The organism is Streptomyces sp. NPDC047841, from assembly GCF_040704085.1.
Taxonomy (GTDB): Bacteria; Actinomycetota; Actinomycetes; order Streptomycetales; family Streptomycetaceae; genus Streptomyces; species Streptomyces argyrophylli.
The window spans coordinates 31,796-49,595 of sequence record NZ_JBEYRP010000004.1; the positions used below are offsets into that span (position 1 = coordinate 31,796).

The 17,800-nt window shown below is 72.8% G+C and carries 18 protein-coding genes; 12 read left to right on the forward strand and 6 right to left on the reverse strand.

The genetic code is table 11. The features are described from left to right. Positions 1-196 precede the first annotated feature (196 nt). The 3 genes from aceE to AB0947_RS06945 all read left to right on the forward strand — a co-directional run bounded on the left by aceE (position 197) and on the right by AB0947_RS06945 (position 4,786). The gene (gene aceE, locus AB0947_RS06935; protein WP_366749211.1) at positions 197-2,899 is read left to right on the forward strand and encodes a pyruvate dehydrogenase (acetyl-transferring), homodimeric type; all 2,703 of its coding nucleotides are present in this window, start codon (positions 197-199) and stop codon (positions 2,897-2,899) included. 61 nt (positions 2,900-2,960) lie between these two features. Continuing rightward, entirely contained in the window at positions 2,961-3,944 is a 984-nt protein-coding gene (locus AB0947_RS06940) for a WYL domain-containing protein (protein WP_366749212.1), read from the forward strand. A gap of 323 nt (positions 3,945-4,267) precedes the next feature. Then, positions 4,268-4,786: a DUF4240 domain-containing protein gene (locus tag AB0947_RS06945; RefSeq protein ID WP_366749567.1), complete on the forward strand. Its 519-nt coding sequence runs from the start codon at positions 4,268-4,270 to the stop codon at positions 4,784-4,786. Here the strand turns inward: AB0947_RS06945 and AB0947_RS06950 are convergent. Continuing rightward, a complete protein-coding gene (locus AB0947_RS06950; protein WP_366749213.1) occupies positions 4,776-5,000 on the reverse strand; it encodes a hypothetical protein in 225 nt (74 codons plus the stop codon). The genes AB0947_RS06945 and AB0947_RS06950 overlap by 11 nt on opposite strands. A gap of 276 nt (positions 5,001-5,276) precedes the next feature. On the opposite strand from AB0947_RS06950, the gene AB0947_RS06955 reads away from it, so the two are divergent. Then, positions 5,277-6,461, forward strand: coding sequence for a MarP family serine protease (locus tag AB0947_RS06955; protein WP_366749214.1), 1,185 nt, complete (start codon positions 5,277-5,279; stop codon positions 6,459-6,461). 12 nt (positions 6,462-6,473) lie between these two features. On the opposite strand, the gene AB0947_RS06960 is transcribed toward AB0947_RS06955, so the two are convergent. Continuing rightward, positions 6,474-6,962, reverse strand: a complete 489-nt coding sequence (locus AB0947_RS06960) for a GNAT family N-acetyltransferase (protein ID WP_366749215.1) — start codon at positions 6,960-6,962, stop codon at positions 6,474-6,476. Positions 6,963-7,036: 74 nt separating this feature from the next. Here AB0947_RS06960 and AB0947_RS06965 point away from each other — a divergent pair, with 74 nt between their 5' ends. Together AB0947_RS06965 and AB0947_RS06970 are read left to right on the forward strand one after the other, a co-directional pair. Next, positions 7,037-7,933, forward strand: coding sequence for a TIGR01777 family oxidoreductase (locus AB0947_RS06965; RefSeq protein ID WP_366749216.1), 897 nt, complete (start codon positions 7,037-7,039; stop codon positions 7,931-7,933). Positions 7,934-8,153: 220 nt separating this feature from the next. Next, on the forward strand, positions 8,154-9,518 hold the full coding sequence (locus AB0947_RS06970; protein WP_366749217.1) for an NAD(P)/FAD-dependent oxidoreductase: 1,365 nt from the start codon (positions 8,154-8,156) through the stop codon (positions 9,516-9,518). 27 nt (positions 9,519-9,545) lie between these two features. Here AB0947_RS06970 and AB0947_RS06975 read toward each other — a convergent pair whose 3' ends face one another. Beyond that, positions 9,546-11,012 (reverse strand): regulator, encoded by a 1,467-nt coding sequence (locus tag AB0947_RS06975; RefSeq protein ID WP_366749218.1) that lies wholly within the window; start codon positions 11,010-11,012, stop codon positions 9,546-9,548. A gap of 240 nt (positions 11,013-11,252) precedes the next feature. On the opposite strand from AB0947_RS06975, the gene lipB reads away from it, so the two are divergent. The 6 genes from lipB to AB0947_RS07005 all read left to right on the forward strand — a co-directional run bounded on the left by lipB (position 11,253) and on the right by AB0947_RS07005 (position 16,637). After that, positions 11,253-12,050 carry a lipoyl(octanoyl) transferase LipB gene (gene lipB / locus AB0947_RS06980; protein WP_366749219.1) on the forward strand — a complete coding sequence of 266 codons (798 nt, stop codon included), beginning with the start codon at positions 11,253-11,255 and terminating at the stop codon, positions 12,048-12,050. 144 nt (positions 12,051-12,194) lie between these two features. Beyond that, positions 12,195-13,154: a lipoyl synthase gene (gene lipA, locus AB0947_RS06985; RefSeq protein ID WP_366749220.1), complete on the forward strand. Its 960-nt coding sequence runs from the start codon at positions 12,195-12,197 to the stop codon at positions 13,152-13,154. 229 nt (positions 13,155-13,383) lie between these two features. After that, on the forward strand, positions 13,384-13,581 hold the full coding sequence (locus tag AB0947_RS06990; RefSeq protein WP_366749221.1) for a hypothetical protein: 198 nt from the start codon (positions 13,384-13,386) through the stop codon (positions 13,579-13,581). A gap of 78 nt (positions 13,582-13,659) precedes the next feature. Continuing rightward, complete coding sequence (locus AB0947_RS06995) at positions 13,660-14,361, forward strand: DUF4191 domain-containing protein (protein WP_014672279.1); 702 nt, start codon at positions 13,660-13,662, stop codon at positions 14,359-14,361. A gap of 79 nt (positions 14,362-14,440) precedes the next feature. Beyond that, complete coding sequence (locus AB0947_RS07000) at positions 14,441-15,529, forward strand: right-handed parallel beta-helix repeat-containing protein (RefSeq protein WP_366749222.1); 1,089 nt, start codon at positions 14,441-14,443, stop codon at positions 15,527-15,529. 43 nt (positions 15,530-15,572) lie between these two features. Then, complete coding sequence (locus AB0947_RS07005) at positions 15,573-16,637, forward strand: methyltransferase (protein ID WP_366749223.1); 1,065 nt, start codon at positions 15,573-15,575, stop codon at positions 16,635-16,637. A 60-nt stretch (positions 16,638-16,697) separates the two neighbouring features. Here the strand turns inward: AB0947_RS07005 and AB0947_RS07010 are convergent, their stop codons facing one another. Genes AB0947_RS07010 through AB0947_RS07020 form a run of 3 tightly spaced genes read right to left on the reverse strand, consistent with a single transcriptional unit; the run spans position 16,698 to position 17,784 of the window. Next, a complete protein-coding gene (locus tag AB0947_RS07010; protein ID WP_366749224.1) occupies positions 16,698-17,027 on the reverse strand; it encodes a TcmI family type II polyketide cyclase in 330 nt (109 codons plus the stop codon). Positions 17,028-17,048: 21 nt separating this feature from the next. Then, on the reverse strand, positions 17,049-17,528 hold the full coding sequence (locus tag AB0947_RS07015; RefSeq protein WP_366749225.1) for an SRPBCC family protein: 480 nt from the start codon (positions 17,526-17,528) through the stop codon (positions 17,049-17,051). Between the two features lies 1 nt (position 17,529). Further along, a complete protein-coding gene (locus AB0947_RS07020; RefSeq protein ID WP_014672284.1) occupies positions 17,530-17,784 on the reverse strand; it encodes an acyl carrier protein in 255 nt (84 codons plus the stop codon). Between the last annotated feature and the right edge of the window lie 16 nt (positions 17,785-17,800).

Here is a 17,800-nt window from a genome sequence, read left to right on the forward strand (position 1 = left end):
TCTCCAAATCAAGAGGTTTTGGCCCTCAACCCTTTGATCGATCATCGATCAGGGAGTTACAGTCACCGACGGACGCGCGACGGAGTCGCACAACGACGCCGCCTTCGAGGTCCGCCTGCCCTGTCCTGCCAAAGACCAAGGGCACCCCCGAACCCTTACCGATGAGGGAACCCCTTCGACTGAGGAAGGCGGCGACATGACCGACCCCAACGCCATCCAGCCGAGCGCGCTCGACCAGCTCCCGGACCGCGACCCGGAGGAGACCGCCGAATGGCAGGCCTCCCTCGACGCCGTCGCCAGGGAGGCCGGGCCGCACCGCGCCGCGTACCTGATGCGCCGCACGCTGGAGCGCGCCGAGGCGGGCGGCATCGCGCTGCCGAAGCTCCTCGAGACGGACTACGTCAACACCATCCCCACCTCCGCGGAGCCGGCGCTGCCCGGCGACCCGGAGATGGAGGCCCGGATCACCGCGTGGAACCGCTGGAACGCGGCCGCCATGGTGACCCGCGGCGCGAAGCACGGCGTCGGCGGCCACATCGCCACCTTCGCCTCAGCGGCCTGGCTGTACGAGACCGGCTTCAACCACTTCTTCAAGGGCAAGGAGGGGGACGGCTCCGGCGACCAGCTCTACATCCAGGGCCACGCCTCCCCCGGCATCTACGCCCGCGCCTTCCTCGACGGCCGGCTCGGCGAGCAGCACCTGGACAACTTCCGCCAGGAGGCCGGCGGCAACGGCCTGCCGTCGTACCCGCACCCGCGCCGTCTGCCCTGGCTGTGGGAGTTCCCGACGGTGTCGATGGGCCTCGGCCCGCTCTCCGCCATCTACCAGGCGCGCTTCAACCGCTACCTCACCAACCGCGGCATCAAGGACGTCTCCGCCTCCCACGTCTGGGCCTTCCTCGGCGACGGCGAGATGGACGAGCCGGAGTCGACGGCGGCCCTCGCGCTGGCCGCGCGTGAGGAGCTGGACAACCTCACCTTCGTCATCAACTGCAACCTCCAGCGCCTCGACGGCCCGGTCCGCGCCAACTTCAAGATCGTGCAGGAGCTGGAGGCCCAGTTCCGCGGCGCCGGCTGGAACGTGGTCAAGACGCTGTGGGGCTCGGCCTGGGACGAGCTGTTCCAGCTCGACACCACCGGCGCGCTGGTACGCCGGCTGCGCGAGGTACCGGACGCGCAGGTCCAGACGTACCAGACCCGCGGCGCCGCCTACATCCGCGAGGACTTCTTCGGCAAGGACCCGGCGCTCGCCGAGATGGCGAAGCTGCTGAGCGACGACAAGATCCTCGACTGTTTCCACTTCTCCCGCGGCGGTCACGAGCCGCGCAAGGTCTACGCGGCGTACAAGGCCGCCGTCGAGCACAAGGGCGCGCCGACCGTGATCCTGGCCCAGACGGTCAAGGGCCACACCCTCGGCGAGGGCTTCGCGTCGAAGAACGCCAACCACCAGATGAAGAAGCTCTCGGTGGACGAGTTCAAGGCGATGCGCGACCGCCTCGGCCTGCCGATCAAGGACAGCGACTTCGTCGACGGCGTGGTGCCCTACGGCCACCCGGGCGCCGACTCCCCGGAGGTCCGCTACCTCCAGGAGCGCCGCGCGGCCCTCGGCGGCCCGGCCCCGGCCCGCCGCACGCACGCGCTGGCCCCGCTGCCGGCCCCCGCCGAGAAGGCGTTCGCCGCCTTCGACAAGGGCTCCGGCTCCCAGAGCGTGGCCACCACCATGGCCTTCGTCCGCCTGGTCAAGGACCTGGTCCGGGACAAGGAGACGGGCAGGCGCTGGGTGCCGATCGTCCCCGACGAGGCGCGCACCTTCGGCATGGAGAGCCTGTTCCCGTCCCTGGGCATCTACTCCCCCAAGGGCCAGACGTACGAGCCGGTCGACCGCGACCAGCTGATGTACTACAAGGAGGCCAGGAACGGCCAGATCCTCAACGAGGGGATCACCGAGGCCGGTTCGATGGCCGACTTCATCGCCGCGTCCACCGCGTACGCGACGCACGGCGAGGCGATGATCCCGTTCTACATCTTCTACTCGATGTTCGGCTGGCAGCGCACCGCCGACCAGATGTGGCAGCTCGGCGACCAGCTCGGCCGCGGCTTCCTCGTCGGCGCGACGGCCGGCCGTACGACCCTCACCGGCGAGGGCCTCCAGCACGCCGACGGCCACTCCCCGGTCATCGCCGCCACCAACCCGGCCGCGCTGACCTACGACCCCGCGTTCGCCTACGAGATCGCGGTGATCGTCCGCGAGGGTCTGCGCCGGATGTACGGCGAGGCCAAGCCGGGCGAGGACCAGAACGTCTTCTACTACCTGACGGTCTACAACGAGCCGCTGCCGCAGCCGGCCAAGCCGCAGGGCCTCGGCATCGACGAGGGCATCGTCAAGGGCCTGTACCGCTTCAACACGGCCGAGTCCGCGGGTGTGTCCGTGCCCGCCAACGCCCCGCGCATCCAGCTGCTGGGCTCGGGCACGGCGATCCACTGGGCCCTCCAGGCGCAGCGGCTGCTGGCCGAGGAGTGGGGCGTGGCCGCGGACGTGTGGTCGGCGACCTCCTGGTCGGAGCTGCGCCGGGACGCCATGGAGGCCGACTCGGCGCTGCTGCGGGGCGAGGAGCGGGTGCCGTACGTCCGCCAGGCGCTCCAGGGCGCCGAGGGTCCGGTGCTGGCGGTCTCCGACTACATGCGCCAGGTCCCGGACCAGATCGCGCAGTGGGTGGAGCAGGACTGGTCCTCGCTGGGCGCCGACGGCTTCGGTCTGTCGGACACCCGTGAGGCCGCCCGCCGCCACTTCGGCGTCGACGCCCAGTCGATCGTCGTCGCGGCCCTGGCCCAGCTCGCCCGGCGCGGCGAGGTGAAGGCGACCGCGGTCAAGGAGGCCCGGGAGAAGTACGGGCTGTAAGGCACCGCGCACCATGTGAGGAGGCCCCCGCTTCGGCGGGGGCCTCCTGCATGATGTGGGCATGCGCGCCGCACGTCTGATCAAGATGGTCCTGCTCCTCCAGTCCCGGCCGGCCATGACCGCCGCCGAGCTCGCGCGCGAGCTGGAGGTGTCGGAGCGGACCGTGACGCGGGACGCGCAGGCGCTGTCGGAGGCGGGGGTGCCGGTGTACGCCGACCGGGGCCGGGCCGGCGGGTACCGGCTGGTCGGCGGGTACCGGACGCGGCTGACCGGGCTGGCCCGCGGCGAGGCGGAGGCGCTGTTCCTGAGCGGGGTGCCGGGGGCGCTGCGCGAGATGGGGCTTCAGGACGCGGCCTCGGCGGCCCGGCTGAAGGTGTCGGCGGCGCTGCTCCCCTCGCTGCGGGACGCGCCGGACACCGCCGCGCAGCGCTTCCACCTGGACGCTCCGGCCTGGTTCCGCGAGCCCGGGACGCCCGCGTGGCTGCCCGTGATCGCCGAGGCGGTGTGGGACGACCGGCGGGTCGACGCCGGCTACCGGCGCGGGGACGGGACGGTCGAGCGGCGGCTTGAGCCGTACGGGCTCGTGCTGAAGGCGGGTGTCTGGTACCTGTGCGCGCGGGTCGCCGGGGCCGGTGCCTTCCGCACGTACCGGATCGACCGGTTCACCGCGGTGACCGGGCTCGACGAGCGGTTCGACCGCGATCCCGGGTTCGACCTGCCCGGCTTCTGGGCGGAGCAGGCCGAGCGGTTCGCGCGGTCGCTGCTGCGCGCGGAGGTGGTGGTACGGCTGTCTCCCGAGGGCGTGCGCCGGCTGCCGCACACCGTCGATCCGCTCGGCGCGCGGGAGGCGCTGGCGGACCCGGGCGCCCCGGATGCCGAGGGCTGGGTGACGGTGACGCTGCCGGTGGAGTCGGAGGAGGTCGCCCACGGCCAGCTGACCGCACTGGGACCGGAGGCGGAGGTACTGGCACCGGCGACCCTGCGGGAGCGCTGCGCGGCCGACGCGGCCCGGCTCGCCGCGCTGTACCGCCGTGACGGCGACTGACGACGCCCCGCCGCCCTCCGCGTGCGCCCGGCAGGGGTCCGCCCCCGCTCAACTGACCACAGCGACCGGGCGAGCCTCCGCGAGCGCTGCGCGGCCGACGCGGCCCGGCTCGGCGCGCTGTACCGCCGTGCGGACAGCTGACGACGCGAGCGGTGCGCCGCACTGTGCCGCCGTGCGGACAGCCGACGCCGCTCCCCCGTGCTCCCCGTGCGCCCGGCCGGTGACCACGCCGGCCGGGTGGGCGTGCCGCCGTGTGGGGCGGCGGTGGGGCGGCCCGTGTTCCGCGTGCGGCGCGTCGGTCGAGGCCCGATGCTGGTGGCGTGATGGACGAGACGGAGTTCTGGGAGCTGATCGACGCCACCCGCGAGGCCGCCGGGGGCGATCCCGAGGAGCAGGCCGACGCGCTGGTGGAGCGGCTGCTCCGGCTGGAGCCCGATCTCGTCCTGGACTTCTCCCGTCACTTCGAGGCCCGCTACAACCGCGCCTACCGCTGGGAGCTGTGGGGCGCGGCCTGGCTGCTGCTGGACGGGTGCAGCGACGACGCGTTCGACTTCTTCCGGTGCTGGCTGATCGGCCAGGGCCGGGAGGTCTTCGAGGGCGCCGTGCACGAGCCGGACGCGCTGGCCGAACTGCTGGCCGACTTCGACGAGGAGATCGACGGCGACGGCGAGGAGCTGGGGTACGCGGCGGACGAGGCGTACGAGCAGCTGACCGGCACCGTCGCGCCGGACCTGGGCATCGCCCCGGCGCCGGCCGAGCCGGAGGGCACGCCCCTGGACCTGGAGGACGACCGGGTGCTCGCGCAGCGCTATCCCCGCCTGTGGCAGCGCTTCAGGGGGTGAGGGCGGTGCCGGCGCCCGTCGTCAACGCCCCGTCCGTCCCCGCGGGACCCGGGGCCGCGTTGGCCTGGTCGAGGGCGGACGCGGTGACGGCGGCCGGGCCGAGGACGACGGTCGCGACCGCGCAGAGCACCACCCAGGGCCCGCGGAGGGTCCGGGCCCATCCGCCCCGCTCCCGGGCGGACCCGCCACGGCCGTCGGTACGGACACCGCTCATGAACCTCACCTGTCCCCGCCTGCGATCGGTCTCTGCCGGGGTCGACCGTAGGGCGGCCGGCTCGCCGCAGGCTGCGTGCCGCCTGTGGCCCTGCTGTGCGCGTGCCCGTGATGTGCGCTGTGCCACCTGGTGGAACCATCGTCCGGGTCCGGGTCGTTTCCGGTGGTACAGACGTACGTGGCCGGTGCCGCGGCCCCGGTGGCGGCCTCGCGTTGCGCGTGGCTGATCGGCGGACCGCTCCCGTCCGTAGGGAGAGGTGGAGAGAGAGGCGGCTCGGTGGACCTGGTCGACCTGGTGCTCGTACTGGTGATCATCGTCTACGCGGTGTCCGGTTATCGCCGTGGACTGGTGGCCGGATGTGTCTCGCTGGCCGGGTTCGTGGGCGGCGCGGCCGTCGGCGTGTGGGTGCTGCCGTGGGTGACGGGCCAGGTGGAGCGGGGCACCGCGACGGCGACGGTGCTCGCGGTGCTGACGGTGCTGGTGCCGGCGGTGGTGGGGCACGAGCTGGCGGGCCGGCTGGCGCTGCGGCTGCGCGGGGAGCTGGACCGGGGGCCGCTGCGGGTGGCGGACGGGATGGGGGGCGCGGCGGCGAACTCGGTCGCGGTGCTGATCGTGGCCTGGGTGGCGGCGAGCGTGCTGAGCGCGGCCCCGTCGCAGACCCTGGCGACGGCGATACGGAACTCGACGGTGCTGGGCGCGGTGCAGGAGGCGATGCCGCAGACCACGCCCGCGTGGTTCTCGCGGGCCACGTCCGCGCTGACCGAGGCGGGCTTCCCGCAGGTGTTCAACCCGTTCGAGAACGAGTCGACGGCCCGGGTGGCCCGGCCGACCGGGGACAGCGTCACGCCCGCCGCGACGGACGCCGCCCGGCTGAGCACGGTGAAGATCGAGGGCGCCGTGGGCACGGAGGGCCGCGAGGGCAGCGGGTTCGTGTACGCGCCCCGGCGTGTGATGACCAACGCGCACGTGGTGGCCGGCATCGACCGGCCGAGCGTGCGGGTCGGCGGGGTCGGGCCGTCGTACGCGGCCCGGGTGGTGCTGTTCGACCCGGACCGGGACGTGGCGGTGCTGTACGTGCCGGATCTCAGCGCCCCGGTGCTGCGGTTCGACGGGGGCGCGGTGCGCGGGGACTCGGCGGTGGTGGCGGGCTATCCGCAGGACGGGAGCCTGAACCTCCAGGCGGCGACGGTCGGGAACCGGGTGCGGGCGACCGGCCAGAACATCTACAACGACGGCACGGTCACCCGGGAGATCTACGCGATCCGCTCCACGGTCCGGCCGGGCAACTCCGGCGGCCCGCTGCTGACCACGGACGGCCGGGTGTTCGGAGTGGTCTTCGCCCGCTCCACCTCGGACGCCGAGACGGGGTACGTGCTGACGGCGGCCGAGGTGGCGGGCGACGCCCGGCGCGCGGCCACGGCGACGGTGCCGGTGGACACGGGCGAGCTGGTCAGTTCGTAGCTGTCACCGGGCTCACAGGGCGCGGCCCATGCAGACGTCGTCGACGTACGCGCCGTCGATGAGGAACTCCCCGGGCAGCACGCCCTCGACGGCGAAGCCCTCGGACTCGTACAGCGCCCGGGCCGGGGCGTTGTGCCCGAGCACGCGCAGGGTGAGGCGCCGTGCGCCGCGCCGCCGCGCCTCCTCGACGGCGGCCCGGACCAGCGCGCGTCCGACGCCCCGGCCGCGCGCCTCCTCGGCGACGGCGAAGCCCTGGATCGCCAGGACGTGCGCGTTGGAGGCGAGCGGGGTCGGGTGGGTGAGCCGGATGTAGCCCAGGACGCGCCCGTCGGCCTCGGCGACGAGGTACTCCTGCGGCGGGTGCCGCTCGTCGAAGAAGGGCTGGTAGGGCGGCTCCGGCGGGGGCATCACCGCGTGCAGGGGGGACCAGGTGGCCCGGTCGAGGACGGCCAGCGGCTCCTCGTCGGCGGCATGGGCGTTGCGTATGTACGGCTCCGGCATGGTGATCACCTTACGGCGGGCCGTCCGGGCGGCCCCAACGGGTTTCCGGCCCGCGGTGCGGTCATGCTGGGGCCATGGAACGTTCACGTATCGCGGTGGCCGGCGCGTCCGGTCTCATCGGCAGCGCTCTGGTGCGGTCCCTGACGGCGGACGGGCACGAGGTGGTCCGGCTGGTGCGCCGGGAGCCCCGGGGCGCGGACGAGGTCCGCTGGGACCCCGGGCGGGGTCACGTCGACGCGGCCGGGCTGACCGGGTGCGACGCGGTGGTCAACCTGGCGGGGGCCGGGGTGGGCGACCGGCGCTGGACGCCGGAGTACAAGCGGCTGCTGCGGGACAGCAGGGTGCTGGGCACGGCCGCGCTGGCGCGGGCGGCGGCCTCGCTGCCGCGGCCGCCGCGGGTGTTCGTCAACGGCAGCGCAATCGGCTTCTACGGCGACACCGGCGACCGGGCGGTGGACGAGGACGCGCCGCCGGGCGACGGTTTCCTGTCCGCGCTGTGCGTGGAGTGGGAGCAGGCCGCGGCGCCCGTGACGGAGGCCGGGGTGCGGACGGTGTTCCTGCGCACGGGTCTGGTGGTGTCCCGGGGCGGCGGGGCGTGGGGGCGGCTGTTCCCGCTGTTCAAAGCGGGGCTCGGGGGGCGGCTGGGTGACGGGCGGCAGTACTGGTCGTACATCGCGCTGCACGACGAGGTCGCCGCGATCCGGCACCTCGTCGACGGTGACGGCCTGTCCGGGCCGTTCAACCTGACGGCGCCGCAGCCGCTGACGAACGCCGAGATCACGGAGGCGATGGCGCGGGTGCTGCGCCGGCCGGCGGTGTTCGCGGTGCCCGCGCCGGTGCTGCGGGCGGCGCTCGGGGAGATGGCCGCGGATGTGCTGGGCAGTCAGCGGGTGGTGCCCAGGCGGTTGCTGGAGTCGGGGTTCCGGTTCGCTTTCCCGGGCATCGACGAGGCGATCCGCGCGGCGGGGTGAGCGGATGGCGTGAACGGGTGGGACGGTCGCGGCGGAATGAGCCGGCTGACAACCCCGGCGAACGAAAGTGACCGTATGCGACCTCCATGCGACCGTGCCCTGTTGATGCGCGACTGCCTCTGACCGATCACGCCCCTACCCTCGACCCCAACTCGGGTATCCCTTGCGCCTGTTGGGGGCATCACGTCTCCACCGGTCGCGCAACCCACAGGAGGGCCTCGTGCTTGAGCCCGCGTACCAGGTGGACGTCGTCATCGTGGGAGCCGGGATCGCCGGTCTCTCGGCGGCTCATCGGCTGACCAGCGCAGGAATCACCACCGCGGTCCTGGAGGCCGCCCCGTACGTCGGCGGCCGCATGTCGACCGAGAAGGTCGACGGCTTCCGCCTCGACCGCATCGGACAACTGCTGTCCACCTCCTACCCCGAACTCCGCCTGAGTCCGGGCCTGGACGCCCTGACCGTGCGCCGTTTCGCACCGGGCGTGCTCCTGCACCGCGACGGCCGCACCCATCGCGCGGGCGCGCCGGCGGGCGGCGGGAGCGCGCGGGGCGCACGGGGCGCACTCCATGTGGTGCGCGCCCTCGCCAACGCGCCCCGGGGTACGGCGGTCACGCCCGGCGCGCCGGTGGGCGGCGCGGTCGACCAGGCCCGGCTGGGCGCGGCGCTCGGCCGGATCGCCGCGACCCCCGTCGAACGCCTCCTGGCCCGCCCCGAGATGCCGGCCGCCCTCGCCCTCGCCCGGCGCGGGATCCCGGCGCGCACCATCGACGGCTTCCTGCGCCCGCTGCTCGCCGCGCTGCTGTGCGACCCGGAGCTGACCACCTCCAGCAGGTGCGCCGACCTGGCGCTGCGCGCCTTCGCGAGCGGACGGCTGTGCGTGCCGGAGGGCGGCGCCGAGGTGCTGCCGGAGCTGCTGGCCGGGGGGCTGCCGCCGGGCACGGTGCACACCGGGGTGCGGGTCACCTCGGTGTCCACGACCTCGGTGACGACCGCCGAGCACGGGGAGATCCGCTGCCGGGCGGTGCTGCTGGCGACGGACGCGCGCGCCGCGGCCGGACTGCTGCCGGGGCTCAGGGTGCCGGACTTCCACCCGGTGACGGTGGTCCACCACACCACGGACGAGCCGGCGGCGGCCTTCCCGACGGGCCGCTCGCTGCTCCTGGACGCCGACCGGGGCGGCCCGGTGGCGCACACGGCGGTCCTCAGCAACGTGGACCCGAGCCGGGCACCGGCCGGCCGCGTCCTGATCTCCTCGACCGTGCTGGGCACGCCCCCGGAAGGGGTGGACACCGCCGTCCGCATCCACCTCTCCCGCCTCTACGGCACCTCCACGCGCCGCTGGGAGACGCTGGCCGTGCACCACACCCCGGAGGCGGTCCCGTCGATGCGTCCGCCCCACGACCTGCGCCGCCCGGTGCGCCTCCTGGCCGGCCTCTACGTCTGCGGCGACCACCGGGACACCAGCACGGTCCAGGGCGCCCTGCACTCGGCCCACCGCGCCGCGTCGGCCATCCTGGCGGACCTGGGCGCGAGGGGCTCGATGCACAGCGCGGACCCGCTCCCGACGATGCCGAGGGCGGCGTAAGGCGCCCGTGGCGGCGCGGGGCCGCGCCTATCCCAGTGCCGCGACCTTCTCCCGGTACACCCGCACCGGCGCCGCGTCCCGGTAAGGCTCCAGCCTCCGCTCGAACTCCTTCACGTACTCCACCGCGCGAGCGCTGCGCATCTCCGCGGCCTGCCCCGCCGCCTCCGCGGCGATCGCGCACGCCTGGTCGAGTTCGCCGAGGCCGAGGCGGGCGGTGGCGAGGACGACCCGGCAGAACAGGCGGCTGCGGGCATAGGCGGGCGCCCGCAGCTGGAGGGACCGCTCGGCGTGCTGCGCGGCGGCCCGGAACTGCTGGAGGTCGCGGTGGCAGTGGCCGAACTCGTCGGCGAGCTGCGCCTCGTCGAAGAAGGCGGCCCAGTACGGCACGTCGTCCCCGGGCCGGGCCGCCTCCAGGGCGCGTTCGGCCCGCACGAGCGCCGCGGTGCACGCCCGCACCTCCCCCAGCACGCCGTGCGCCCGCGCCTCGGAGGCGTGCAGCAGCGCCTGGACGACCGGCGGGCCGCCGGTGCCGACCCCCTGCTGGGCGACCCGGGCCAGCTGGACGGCCTCCCTGCCGTGGCCGAGGTAGACGGCCTGGCGGCTCATGGTGACCAGGACGTAGGAGCCGTAGGCCCGGTCGCCGGCCGCCTGGGCGAGCCGCAGCGCCTGTACGAAGTACCGCTGGGCGAGCCCGTGCGCGGCGATGTCGTACGACGTCCAGCCCGCGAGCCGGGTCAGGTCGGCGGCGGCGCCGAACAGCCGGCGGCCGGTCTGCTCGTCGTAGCTGCCGCGCAGCATCGGCTCGCACTCGTGCTCCAGGTAGCGCACCAGCGCCTGCCGGGCGTGGCCGCCGCCGAACCGGTCGTCGAGGGTGCGGAACAGCTCGCCCACCGAGTGCAGCGCGGCGATGTCGCCGCCGGTGACCCTGTGGCCGGGGGCCCGCTCGGCGTGCGTCCGCAGCCGCGGCGGGAGCAGCGGCGCCTGCTGCGGCGCCCTGGCCGCGCCGGGCCGGCCCTGCGCCGGCACCCGGGGTGCCGGTTCGCGGGCCACCCGGTCGTCGGCCTTGCCGATCAGCCAGTCCCGGCTGGGCACCACGAGCCCGGCCGGGGTGAAGGCGATCTTGCGCAGTTCGGCGTGGCTGCCGGAGTCCTTGCGCCACAGCCCGCTGACGATGTCGACGGCCTCCTCGGGGGTGGCCGCGAACTCCAGCCCGGCGTACACCGGCGCACACGCGTCCAGGCCGAGGTCCTGGGCGGTGAGCCGGCGCCCGAGCCGGCGGGTGAAGACCTCGGCGATCAGGGCGGGGGTGGTGCCGCGTGGCTGCTGGCCGCGCAGCCACCGGGTGACCGAGGTCTTGTCGTATCTGAGGTCCAGCCCGTGTTCCAGGCCGAGCTGGTCGACGCGACGGGCCAGACCCGCGTTGGAGAACCCCGCTTCTGCGATGAGCGCGGCGAGCTGGCGGTTGGGGGTGCGCTGCGCGGGTCGGTCCGTCATCTGCGGTGCGGTCTCCTGCCTTCCGGGCCGGTCGATGTGCCCGGATTGCCTTTGAGCAGCCCTTATGGCCTCACGAACGGCGCGAATGTAGCGGAGAGTGAGCAGTTGGTCGCACACTTCGCCGTGCATTCATCCGATCGTGTGAGGAACGCCCGCAGGGCTGACGTACTCCGGTCGGACGTACAGTGGCGAGGGCGCGTCACGTGCCTGACACACCGGTCGCTGAGGGAGGCGCTTGCCGTGAGTGAGTTGCGGTTCGTCCGCATGGGGTTCGGTGCGGATGCCGTCGATTACCAGGAGGCCTGGGACGAGCAGCGCCGGGTGCACGCGGCCCGGTTCGCCGACGAGGTCCCGGACACCGTGCTGCTCCTGGAGCACCCCCCGGTGTACACGGCCGGCCGGCGCACGGAGGACAGCGAGCGCCCGCTGGACGGCACCCCGGTCATCGACGTGGACCGCGGCGGCAAGATCACCTGGCACGGTCCGGGCCAGCTGGTGGGCTACCCGATCCAGAAGCTGCCCCGCCCGGTGGACGTGGTCGCGCACGTGCGGCGGCTGGAGGAGGCGATCATCCGCGCCTGCGCCGAGTTCGGCCTGGAGACCACCCGGGTGGAGGGCCGCAGCGGGGTCTGGGTCCTCGGCGACCCGGTCGAGCAGCGGCCGGCGCTCGGAGGGCTGTCCCTGGACTTCGACCCCCGGCTGACCGACGAGGAGTTCGACCCCCGGCTGAACGGCCCGGAGTACGCCCCCTCCAACGCGGGCCAGCGCCGTGAGGACCGGAAGATCGCCGCGATCGGCATCCGGGTCGCCAAGGGCGTCACGATGCACGGCTTCTCCTTCAACGTGAACCCGGACAACGCCTGGTTCGACCGGATCATCCCGTGCGGCATCCGGGACGCCGGGGTCACCTCCCTCGCGAACGAGCTGGGCCGGGACATCACGGTCGAGGAGGTCCTGCCGGTGGTCGAGAAGCACCTGCGGGACGTCCTGGAGCACGCGGACCTGAGGCCGCGGGTGATCGAGAAGGCGTCCGCCTGATCGTCCGCCGGGGAATGCGCCCTGCGACAGCGGGGTTGGCCCGAGCGGCAGGGCGTACACAGTACGGGCGTACCCTGGGGTACGCCGAAGAATCGAAGTCACAGGGAGCCGGTCGTGTCCGCAGTCGCACCCGACGGGAAGCAAATGCCAAGCCCTGACGGGCGGCGATTGCTGCGCCTTGAGGTCCGCAACAGCCAGACCCCCATCGAGCGCAAGCCCGAGTGGATCAAGACCCGGGCGAAAATGGGCCCCGAATACACGAAGATGCAGAACCTCGTGAAGAGCGAGGGCCTGCACACGGTGTGCCAGGAAGCCGGCTGCCCGAACATCTACGAGTGCTGGGAGGACCGCGAGGCGACCTTCCTCATCGGCGGCGACCAGTGCACCCGGCGCTGCGACTTCTGCCAGATCGACACCGGCAAGCCCGAGGCGCTGGACCGCGACGAGCCGCGCCGCGTGGGCGAGTCCGTGGTCACCATGGACCTGAACTACGCCACCATCACCGGCGTCGCCCGCGACGACCTGGCGGACGGCGGAGCCTGGCTGTACGCCGAGACCGTGCGCCAGATCCACCAGCAGACGGCGCAGCGCGAGGGCGGCCGGACCAAGGTGGAGCTGCTGGCCCCGGACTTCAACGCGGTCCCCGAGCAGCTCGCCGAGGTGTTCGCGTCCCGCCCCGAGGTCTTCGCGCACAACGTCGAGACGGTCCCCCGCATCTTCAAGCGGATCCGCCCGGGCTTCCGCTACGAGCGCTCCCTGAAGGTCATCACCGAGGCCCGCGACCACGGCCTGGTGACCAAGTCGAACCTGATCCTCGGCATGGGCGAGACCCGCGAGGAGGTCAGCGAGGCGCTGAAGCAGCTGCACGACGCGGGCTGCGAGCTGGTCACCATCACCCAGTACCTGCGCCCGTCGGTGCGCCACCACCCGGTGGAGCGCTGGGTGAAGCCGCAGGAGTTCGTCGAGCTGAAGGAGGAGGCCGAGCAGATCGGCTTCTCCGGTGTGATGTCCGGCCCGCTGGTGCGCTCCTCCTACCGCGCCGGGCGGCTGTACCAGATGGCCGTGGAGAAGCGCGGCACCTACGTCGCCGCCCAGGCGGTGTGAGCCGCGCGTGTGAATTCGCGCACAAGTTCCTACTGGCCAGTAATGGCCGAGACGACGCGGTCCCGACCGTCCTCGCTGATGAGGGCGCCGGCGGGGCCGCGTCGGCGTTCCAGCCCCTCACATCAAGGCTTCACGCGTGTTTGACCGGTCGGTCACGCCCTGGTAACACCAATCAGTGACTCTCATATCACGCCCCGCATCTCCATCGCTCAGAGGGGGGACCTCGATCATGCAGGCCGCACCCGTACGCGCCACCGCCATCCCGACCTTCACCGGCGCCCTGCGCGCCGTGGAGTCCCTGCTCATGAGCGGCGGCCAGCGCACCGCCCGCCGCAACGCCTGGACCAGCGTCCTGGAGGACCGCCGCCGCGCCAAGGACCGGGTCGAGGCCCAGCGGTTCCTCGACCAGGCCGCCGGCCAGTCCTGACGCCGCCCCCGGCGGGCCCGTTCCGCCCGCCGGGCACTGCCGTCGTCCGCACTCCCGGGGGCACGTAGACTTCGTGGCATGGCGAGGAAGGAAACCGCGGCGGACGCCGCGAACGCAGGGCGACTGAAGCAGATCGCCCTCACGTACAAGATGACCCGCAAGGCCGACACGAAGATCGGTCTTGTACTCGCGGCCGTCGGCATCGGCACCCTCGGTGTCTTCCTCGCGATCGGCTTCCTGATCGGGCACCCGGTCTACCTGGGCATCTTCGGCCTGCTGATCGCCCTGCTGGCGACCGCGATCGTGTTCGGCCGCCGCGCCGAGCGGGCCGCGTTCGGTCAGATGGAGGGCCAGCCGGGCGCCGCCGCGGCCGTGCTGGACAACATCGGCCGGGGCTGGACGACGACGCCGGCGGTGGCGATGAACCGCAGCCAGGACGTGGTGCACCGGGCCGTCGGCAAGGCCGGCATCGTGCTGGTCGCCGAGGGCAACCCGAACCGGGTGAAGACCCTGCTGGCCGCCGAGAAGAAGAAGATGAACCGCATCGTCGCCGACGTGCCGGTGCACGACCTGATCGTCGGCAACGGCGAGGGCCAGGTAGAGCTGAAGAAGCTCCGCACGACGATGCTGAAGCTCCCGCGCGTGCTGACCGGCCCCCAGGTGACGGCCACCAACGACCGGCTGCGGGCGCTGGGCGACCTGATGAGCAACATGCCGCTGCCGAAGGGGCCCATGCCGAAGGGCATGAAGCTGCCCAAGGGCGGACCCCGGGGCCGCTGACCCCGGCTCCTGCCGTGGACACGCCGCCGAACGGAGTATCCGGCGGGTAATCGGCTCATGCGCTCCTAGCCTTCGGAATGTGACAAAACGACACATTGCGTACCTGGCATGCGCCACGACCCTCGTCGGCACGGTCATCGGTGCCACTCCGGCGTCCGCTGCCCACAGGACCCTCGTGGTGCAGCCGGGTCAGTCGATCCAGAAGGCGGTCAACGCCGCCAAGGCCGGCGACACCGTGTTCGTGCTCGCCGGCACCTACCGTGAGAGCGTCACGGTGAAGACGGCGGGCCTCAGCCTGCGGGGCGCGGGTCCCGGCACCGTGATCCAGCCCCCCAAGAAGAAGACCAAGCCCGCCCCGCACGGCAAGAAGGCCGCCGTCACCTGCCTCTCGGACGGCAACGGCATCTGTGTGGTCGGGGGCAAGAACAAGCCCCTCAAGGACGTCACCGTCTCCGACCTCAAGGTGACCGGCTTCGCCAAGTCCGGCGTCTTCACCATGGGCACCGACCGGCTGACCGTGAAGCGCGTGATCGCCGAGCACAACGGCCAGTGGGGCATCGCCCAGGAGCACTCCACCCGCGGGGTGTTCCGGAACAACACCGCCCGCGGCAACGGGGACGCGGGTCTCTTCCTCGCCAACAACGTCAAGGCCGAGCAGGGGGCCACGGACAGCAAGGGCGCGGTGGTCGACCACAACCGGCTCGAGGGCAACCGGATCGGCATCACCGTCCGCCGGCTGCGCAACCTCGCCGTCACGCACAACTACGTCCTCGCCAACTGCGCGGGCGTGTTCGTCGTCGGCGACGAGAACAAGCCGCGGGCCGGCGCCCTCGCCGTCAGCGACAACCTGGTCGTGCAGAACAACAAGTACTGCCCCAAGACCGCCCGGCTGCCCTATCTCCAGGGCTCCGGCATCGTCCTGACCGGCACCGAGAAGGTCCTGGTGACGCGGAACAGGGTCACCGGCCACTCGGGCAGGTCCCCGCTGTCGGGCGGCATCGTCCTGTTCAAGAGCTTCGTGGGCGCCGGCAGCGAGAAGAACCGGATCACCGGCAACAAGCTGGCGGATAACTCCCCGGCGGACCTCGTCAACCAGGAAGCCACCAAGACCGGCAACGCCTTCACCGGCAACGCCTGCCGGGTCTCCAAGCCCGCGGGCCTGTGCTGACCGGACGGCCGTACCCGATCCACGCAAGGAAGGAAGGCGGCACATGACCGCACCATCCCGCGCGCCCTCGGCTCCCCCGGAGCCGGGGACGGTCCCCTCCCCTCCCCCGCCGATGCGACTGCGCGAGCTCGTGTTCGGGGCGGCCTGCGCCGCCGCGGTCCGCGCCGCCGCCCGGCTGGGCGTCGCCGACGCGCTCGGGGACGCCCCCATGACCGTGGAAACCCTGGCGACCGCGGTGCGCGCCGAGCCGAAGCCGCTGCGCCGGCTGCTGCGCGCCCTGTCCTGCTACGGCGTCTTCGCCGAGCGGCCGGACGGCACGTTCGCCCACACCGAGATGTCCCGGCTGCTGCGCGAGGACGACCCGGACAGCCTGCGGGCCATCGCCCTGTGGTGCACCGAGCCGTGGACCTGGGACGCCTGGCCCCTGCTGGACCAGGCCGTGCGCACCGGCCGGAACGTCGTGGAGGACCTCTACGGCAAGGAGTTCTTCAGTTACCTCAACGAGGACGCCCCCGAGTCCGCGGACGTCTTCAACCGCGCGATGACCCGCTCCAGCGAGCAGTCGGCGCGTGAGGTGGCGGCCCTGCTGGACCTGTCCGGCAGCAGCTCGGTCGCGGACCTCGGCGGCGGCCAGGGGCATGTGGTGGCGTGCCTGCTGGACAAGTACCCGGCGATGCGCGGCAGTCTGCTCGACCTGCCCCGGGTGGTGGAGAACGCCCTGCCGCGGCTGCGCGAGGGCGGCGACCTCGCCGACCGCGCGCGGATCGTGCCCGGCGACGTCCGGGAGGCCGTCCCGGTCGAGGCCGACGTCTACATCATCAAGAACATCCTGGAGTGGGACGACGAGTCCACGGCCCGGCTGCTGGGCAACGTGGTCGAGGCGGGCGGTCCCGGCACCCGGGTGGTGGTGATCGAGAACCTCGTCGACGACACCCCGTCGATGCGGTTCAGCACGGCCATGGACCTGCTGCTGCTCCTGAACGTCGGCGGGGCCAAGCACACCACCGACAGCATGGTGGGCCGACTGGAGGCGGCGGGCCTGGCGGTCCGCGACATCCGGCCGGTCAACCCGTACCTGCACGCGTTCGACTGCATCGTCCCCGCATGACCGGCTCCCCGCGCCCCGAAGGGGCGCGGGGAACTGCCTCGCCGCTGTCCGGCGGAGCGCTCAGCCGGCGTCGCGCTCCCAGAGGTAGAAGCGCTCTGCCATGGCGTCCTTCGGGGACCGCCACGTCTGCGGGTCGTACGCGCTGACGTACGCCGTCAGCCGCTCGCTGACCTCCTTGAACTCGGGGTGGGAGGTGATCTTGGCGATGGCCGGTCCCGGCTCCCGCTCGGACTCGATCAGGTGCATGTACACGTCGCCGAACTGGAAGAGGCTGCGCCGGACGACTCCGACGAGGTGGGGCAGCTCTCCCCGGTCGGACTCCGCGAACACCTTGGCGATGTCGGGGGCGGAGCCCGGGGCCATGCGGGCGACGATCAGGGCCTGGTGCACGGTCGTCTCCTGTCGTCCGGCTCAGTCGGCCAGGGCCGGGGCGGGCCGCTCACCGGCCGCCGCTTTCTCGATCTTCTGCCGGATCAGTTCCAGCTGGATCTTCGAGTTCTTGTTGATGTTGTCGGTCATCCAGTCGTCGTCGACCGGCGCGTCGGGCTTCATCGCGAAGTCCTGGGTCCAGACCATCCGGGTGCCGGCGGGGACCTCCTCGTACCGCCAGTGGATGTTCATGTGGGCGAAGGGCCCGGTCTCGACCCGGCGGGCCTTGACGGTGCGGGTGGCGCGGTCCGGCTCGCGCTCGGAGACCCAGCTCCAGACGGTGCCGTTCTCGTCCGGGTGCATGGTGAGCCGGAACGTCGTCTTGTCGCCCTCCTTCTTGAGGACCTCCACCGACGCGTACTCGCTGAACAGCTGGGGCCAGCGCTCCAGGTCGTTGGTCATGTCCCAGACCAGGTCCAGCGGGGCGGCGATGGTGATCTCGTTCTGGGTGTGTCCTGCCATCTCAGGCTCCTGCCATCAGGGTGCTGTTGACGAGGTTGAGGAACTGCTGGGGTGTCTTGCAGCGCTCGGCGTCGACCGGCATCGGGGTGCCGTGCGTGTTCTCCAGCTCGCCGACGATGCCGAGCAGGCCGAGCGAGTCGACACCGAGGACGTCGAAGCCGGTGTCCGGCTTCTCCTTCAGCTGCTGGGGGCTGACGGTCACGCCGGCGGCCTTCTTCATCAGCGCGGCGAGTTCTTCCACGGTGATCTGGGGCATGTGCTCTCCTCCTTCT

Coding starts and splice junctions, on each gene's coding strand:
- AB0947_RS06945 (WP_366749567.1), top strand. CDS start 4,268: ATGGACGAGACGGAGTTCTGGGAGCTGATCGACGCCACCCGCGAGGCC.
- AB0947_RS06975 (WP_366749218.1), bottom strand. CDS start 11,012: ATGACGGACCGACCCGCGCAGCGCACCCCCAACCGCCAGCTCGCCGCG.
- AB0947_RS06950 (WP_366749213.1), bottom strand. CDS start 5,000: ATGAGCGGTGTCCGTACCGACGGCCGTGGCGGGTCCGCCCGGGAGCGG.
- lipA (WP_366749220.1), top strand. CDS start 12,195: ATGCCAAGCCCTGACGGGCGGCGATTGCTGCGCCTTGAGGTCCGCAAC.
- aceE (WP_366749211.1), top strand. CDS start 197: ATGACCGACCCCAACGCCATCCAGCCGAGCGCGCTCGACCAGCTCCCG.
- AB0947_RS06940 (WP_366749212.1), top strand. CDS start 2,961: ATGCGCGCCGCACGTCTGATCAAGATGGTCCTGCTCCTCCAGTCCCGG.
- AB0947_RS06960 (WP_366749215.1), bottom strand. CDS start 6,962: ATGCCGGAGCCGTACATACGCAACGCCCATGCCGCCGACGAGGAGCCG.
- AB0947_RS06965 (WP_366749216.1), top strand. CDS start 7,037: ATGGAACGTTCACGTATCGCGGTGGCCGGCGCGTCCGGTCTCATCGGC.
- AB0947_RS07005 (WP_366749223.1), top strand. CDS start 15,573: ATGACCGCACCATCCCGCGCGCCCTCGGCTCCCCCGGAGCCGGGGACG.
- AB0947_RS06995 (WP_014672279.1), top strand. CDS start 13,660: ATGGCGAGGAAGGAAACCGCGGCGGACGCCGCGAACGCAGGGCGACTG.
- AB0947_RS07015 (WP_366749225.1), bottom strand. CDS start 17,528: ATGGCAGGACACACCCAGAACGAGATCACCATCGCCGCCCCGCTGGAC.
- AB0947_RS06990 (WP_366749221.1), top strand. CDS start 13,384: ATGCAGGCCGCACCCGTACGCGCCACCGCCATCCCGACCTTCACCGGC.
- AB0947_RS07020 (WP_014672284.1), bottom strand. CDS start 17,784: ATGCCCCAGATCACCGTGGAAGAACTCGCCGCGCTGATGAAGAAGGCC.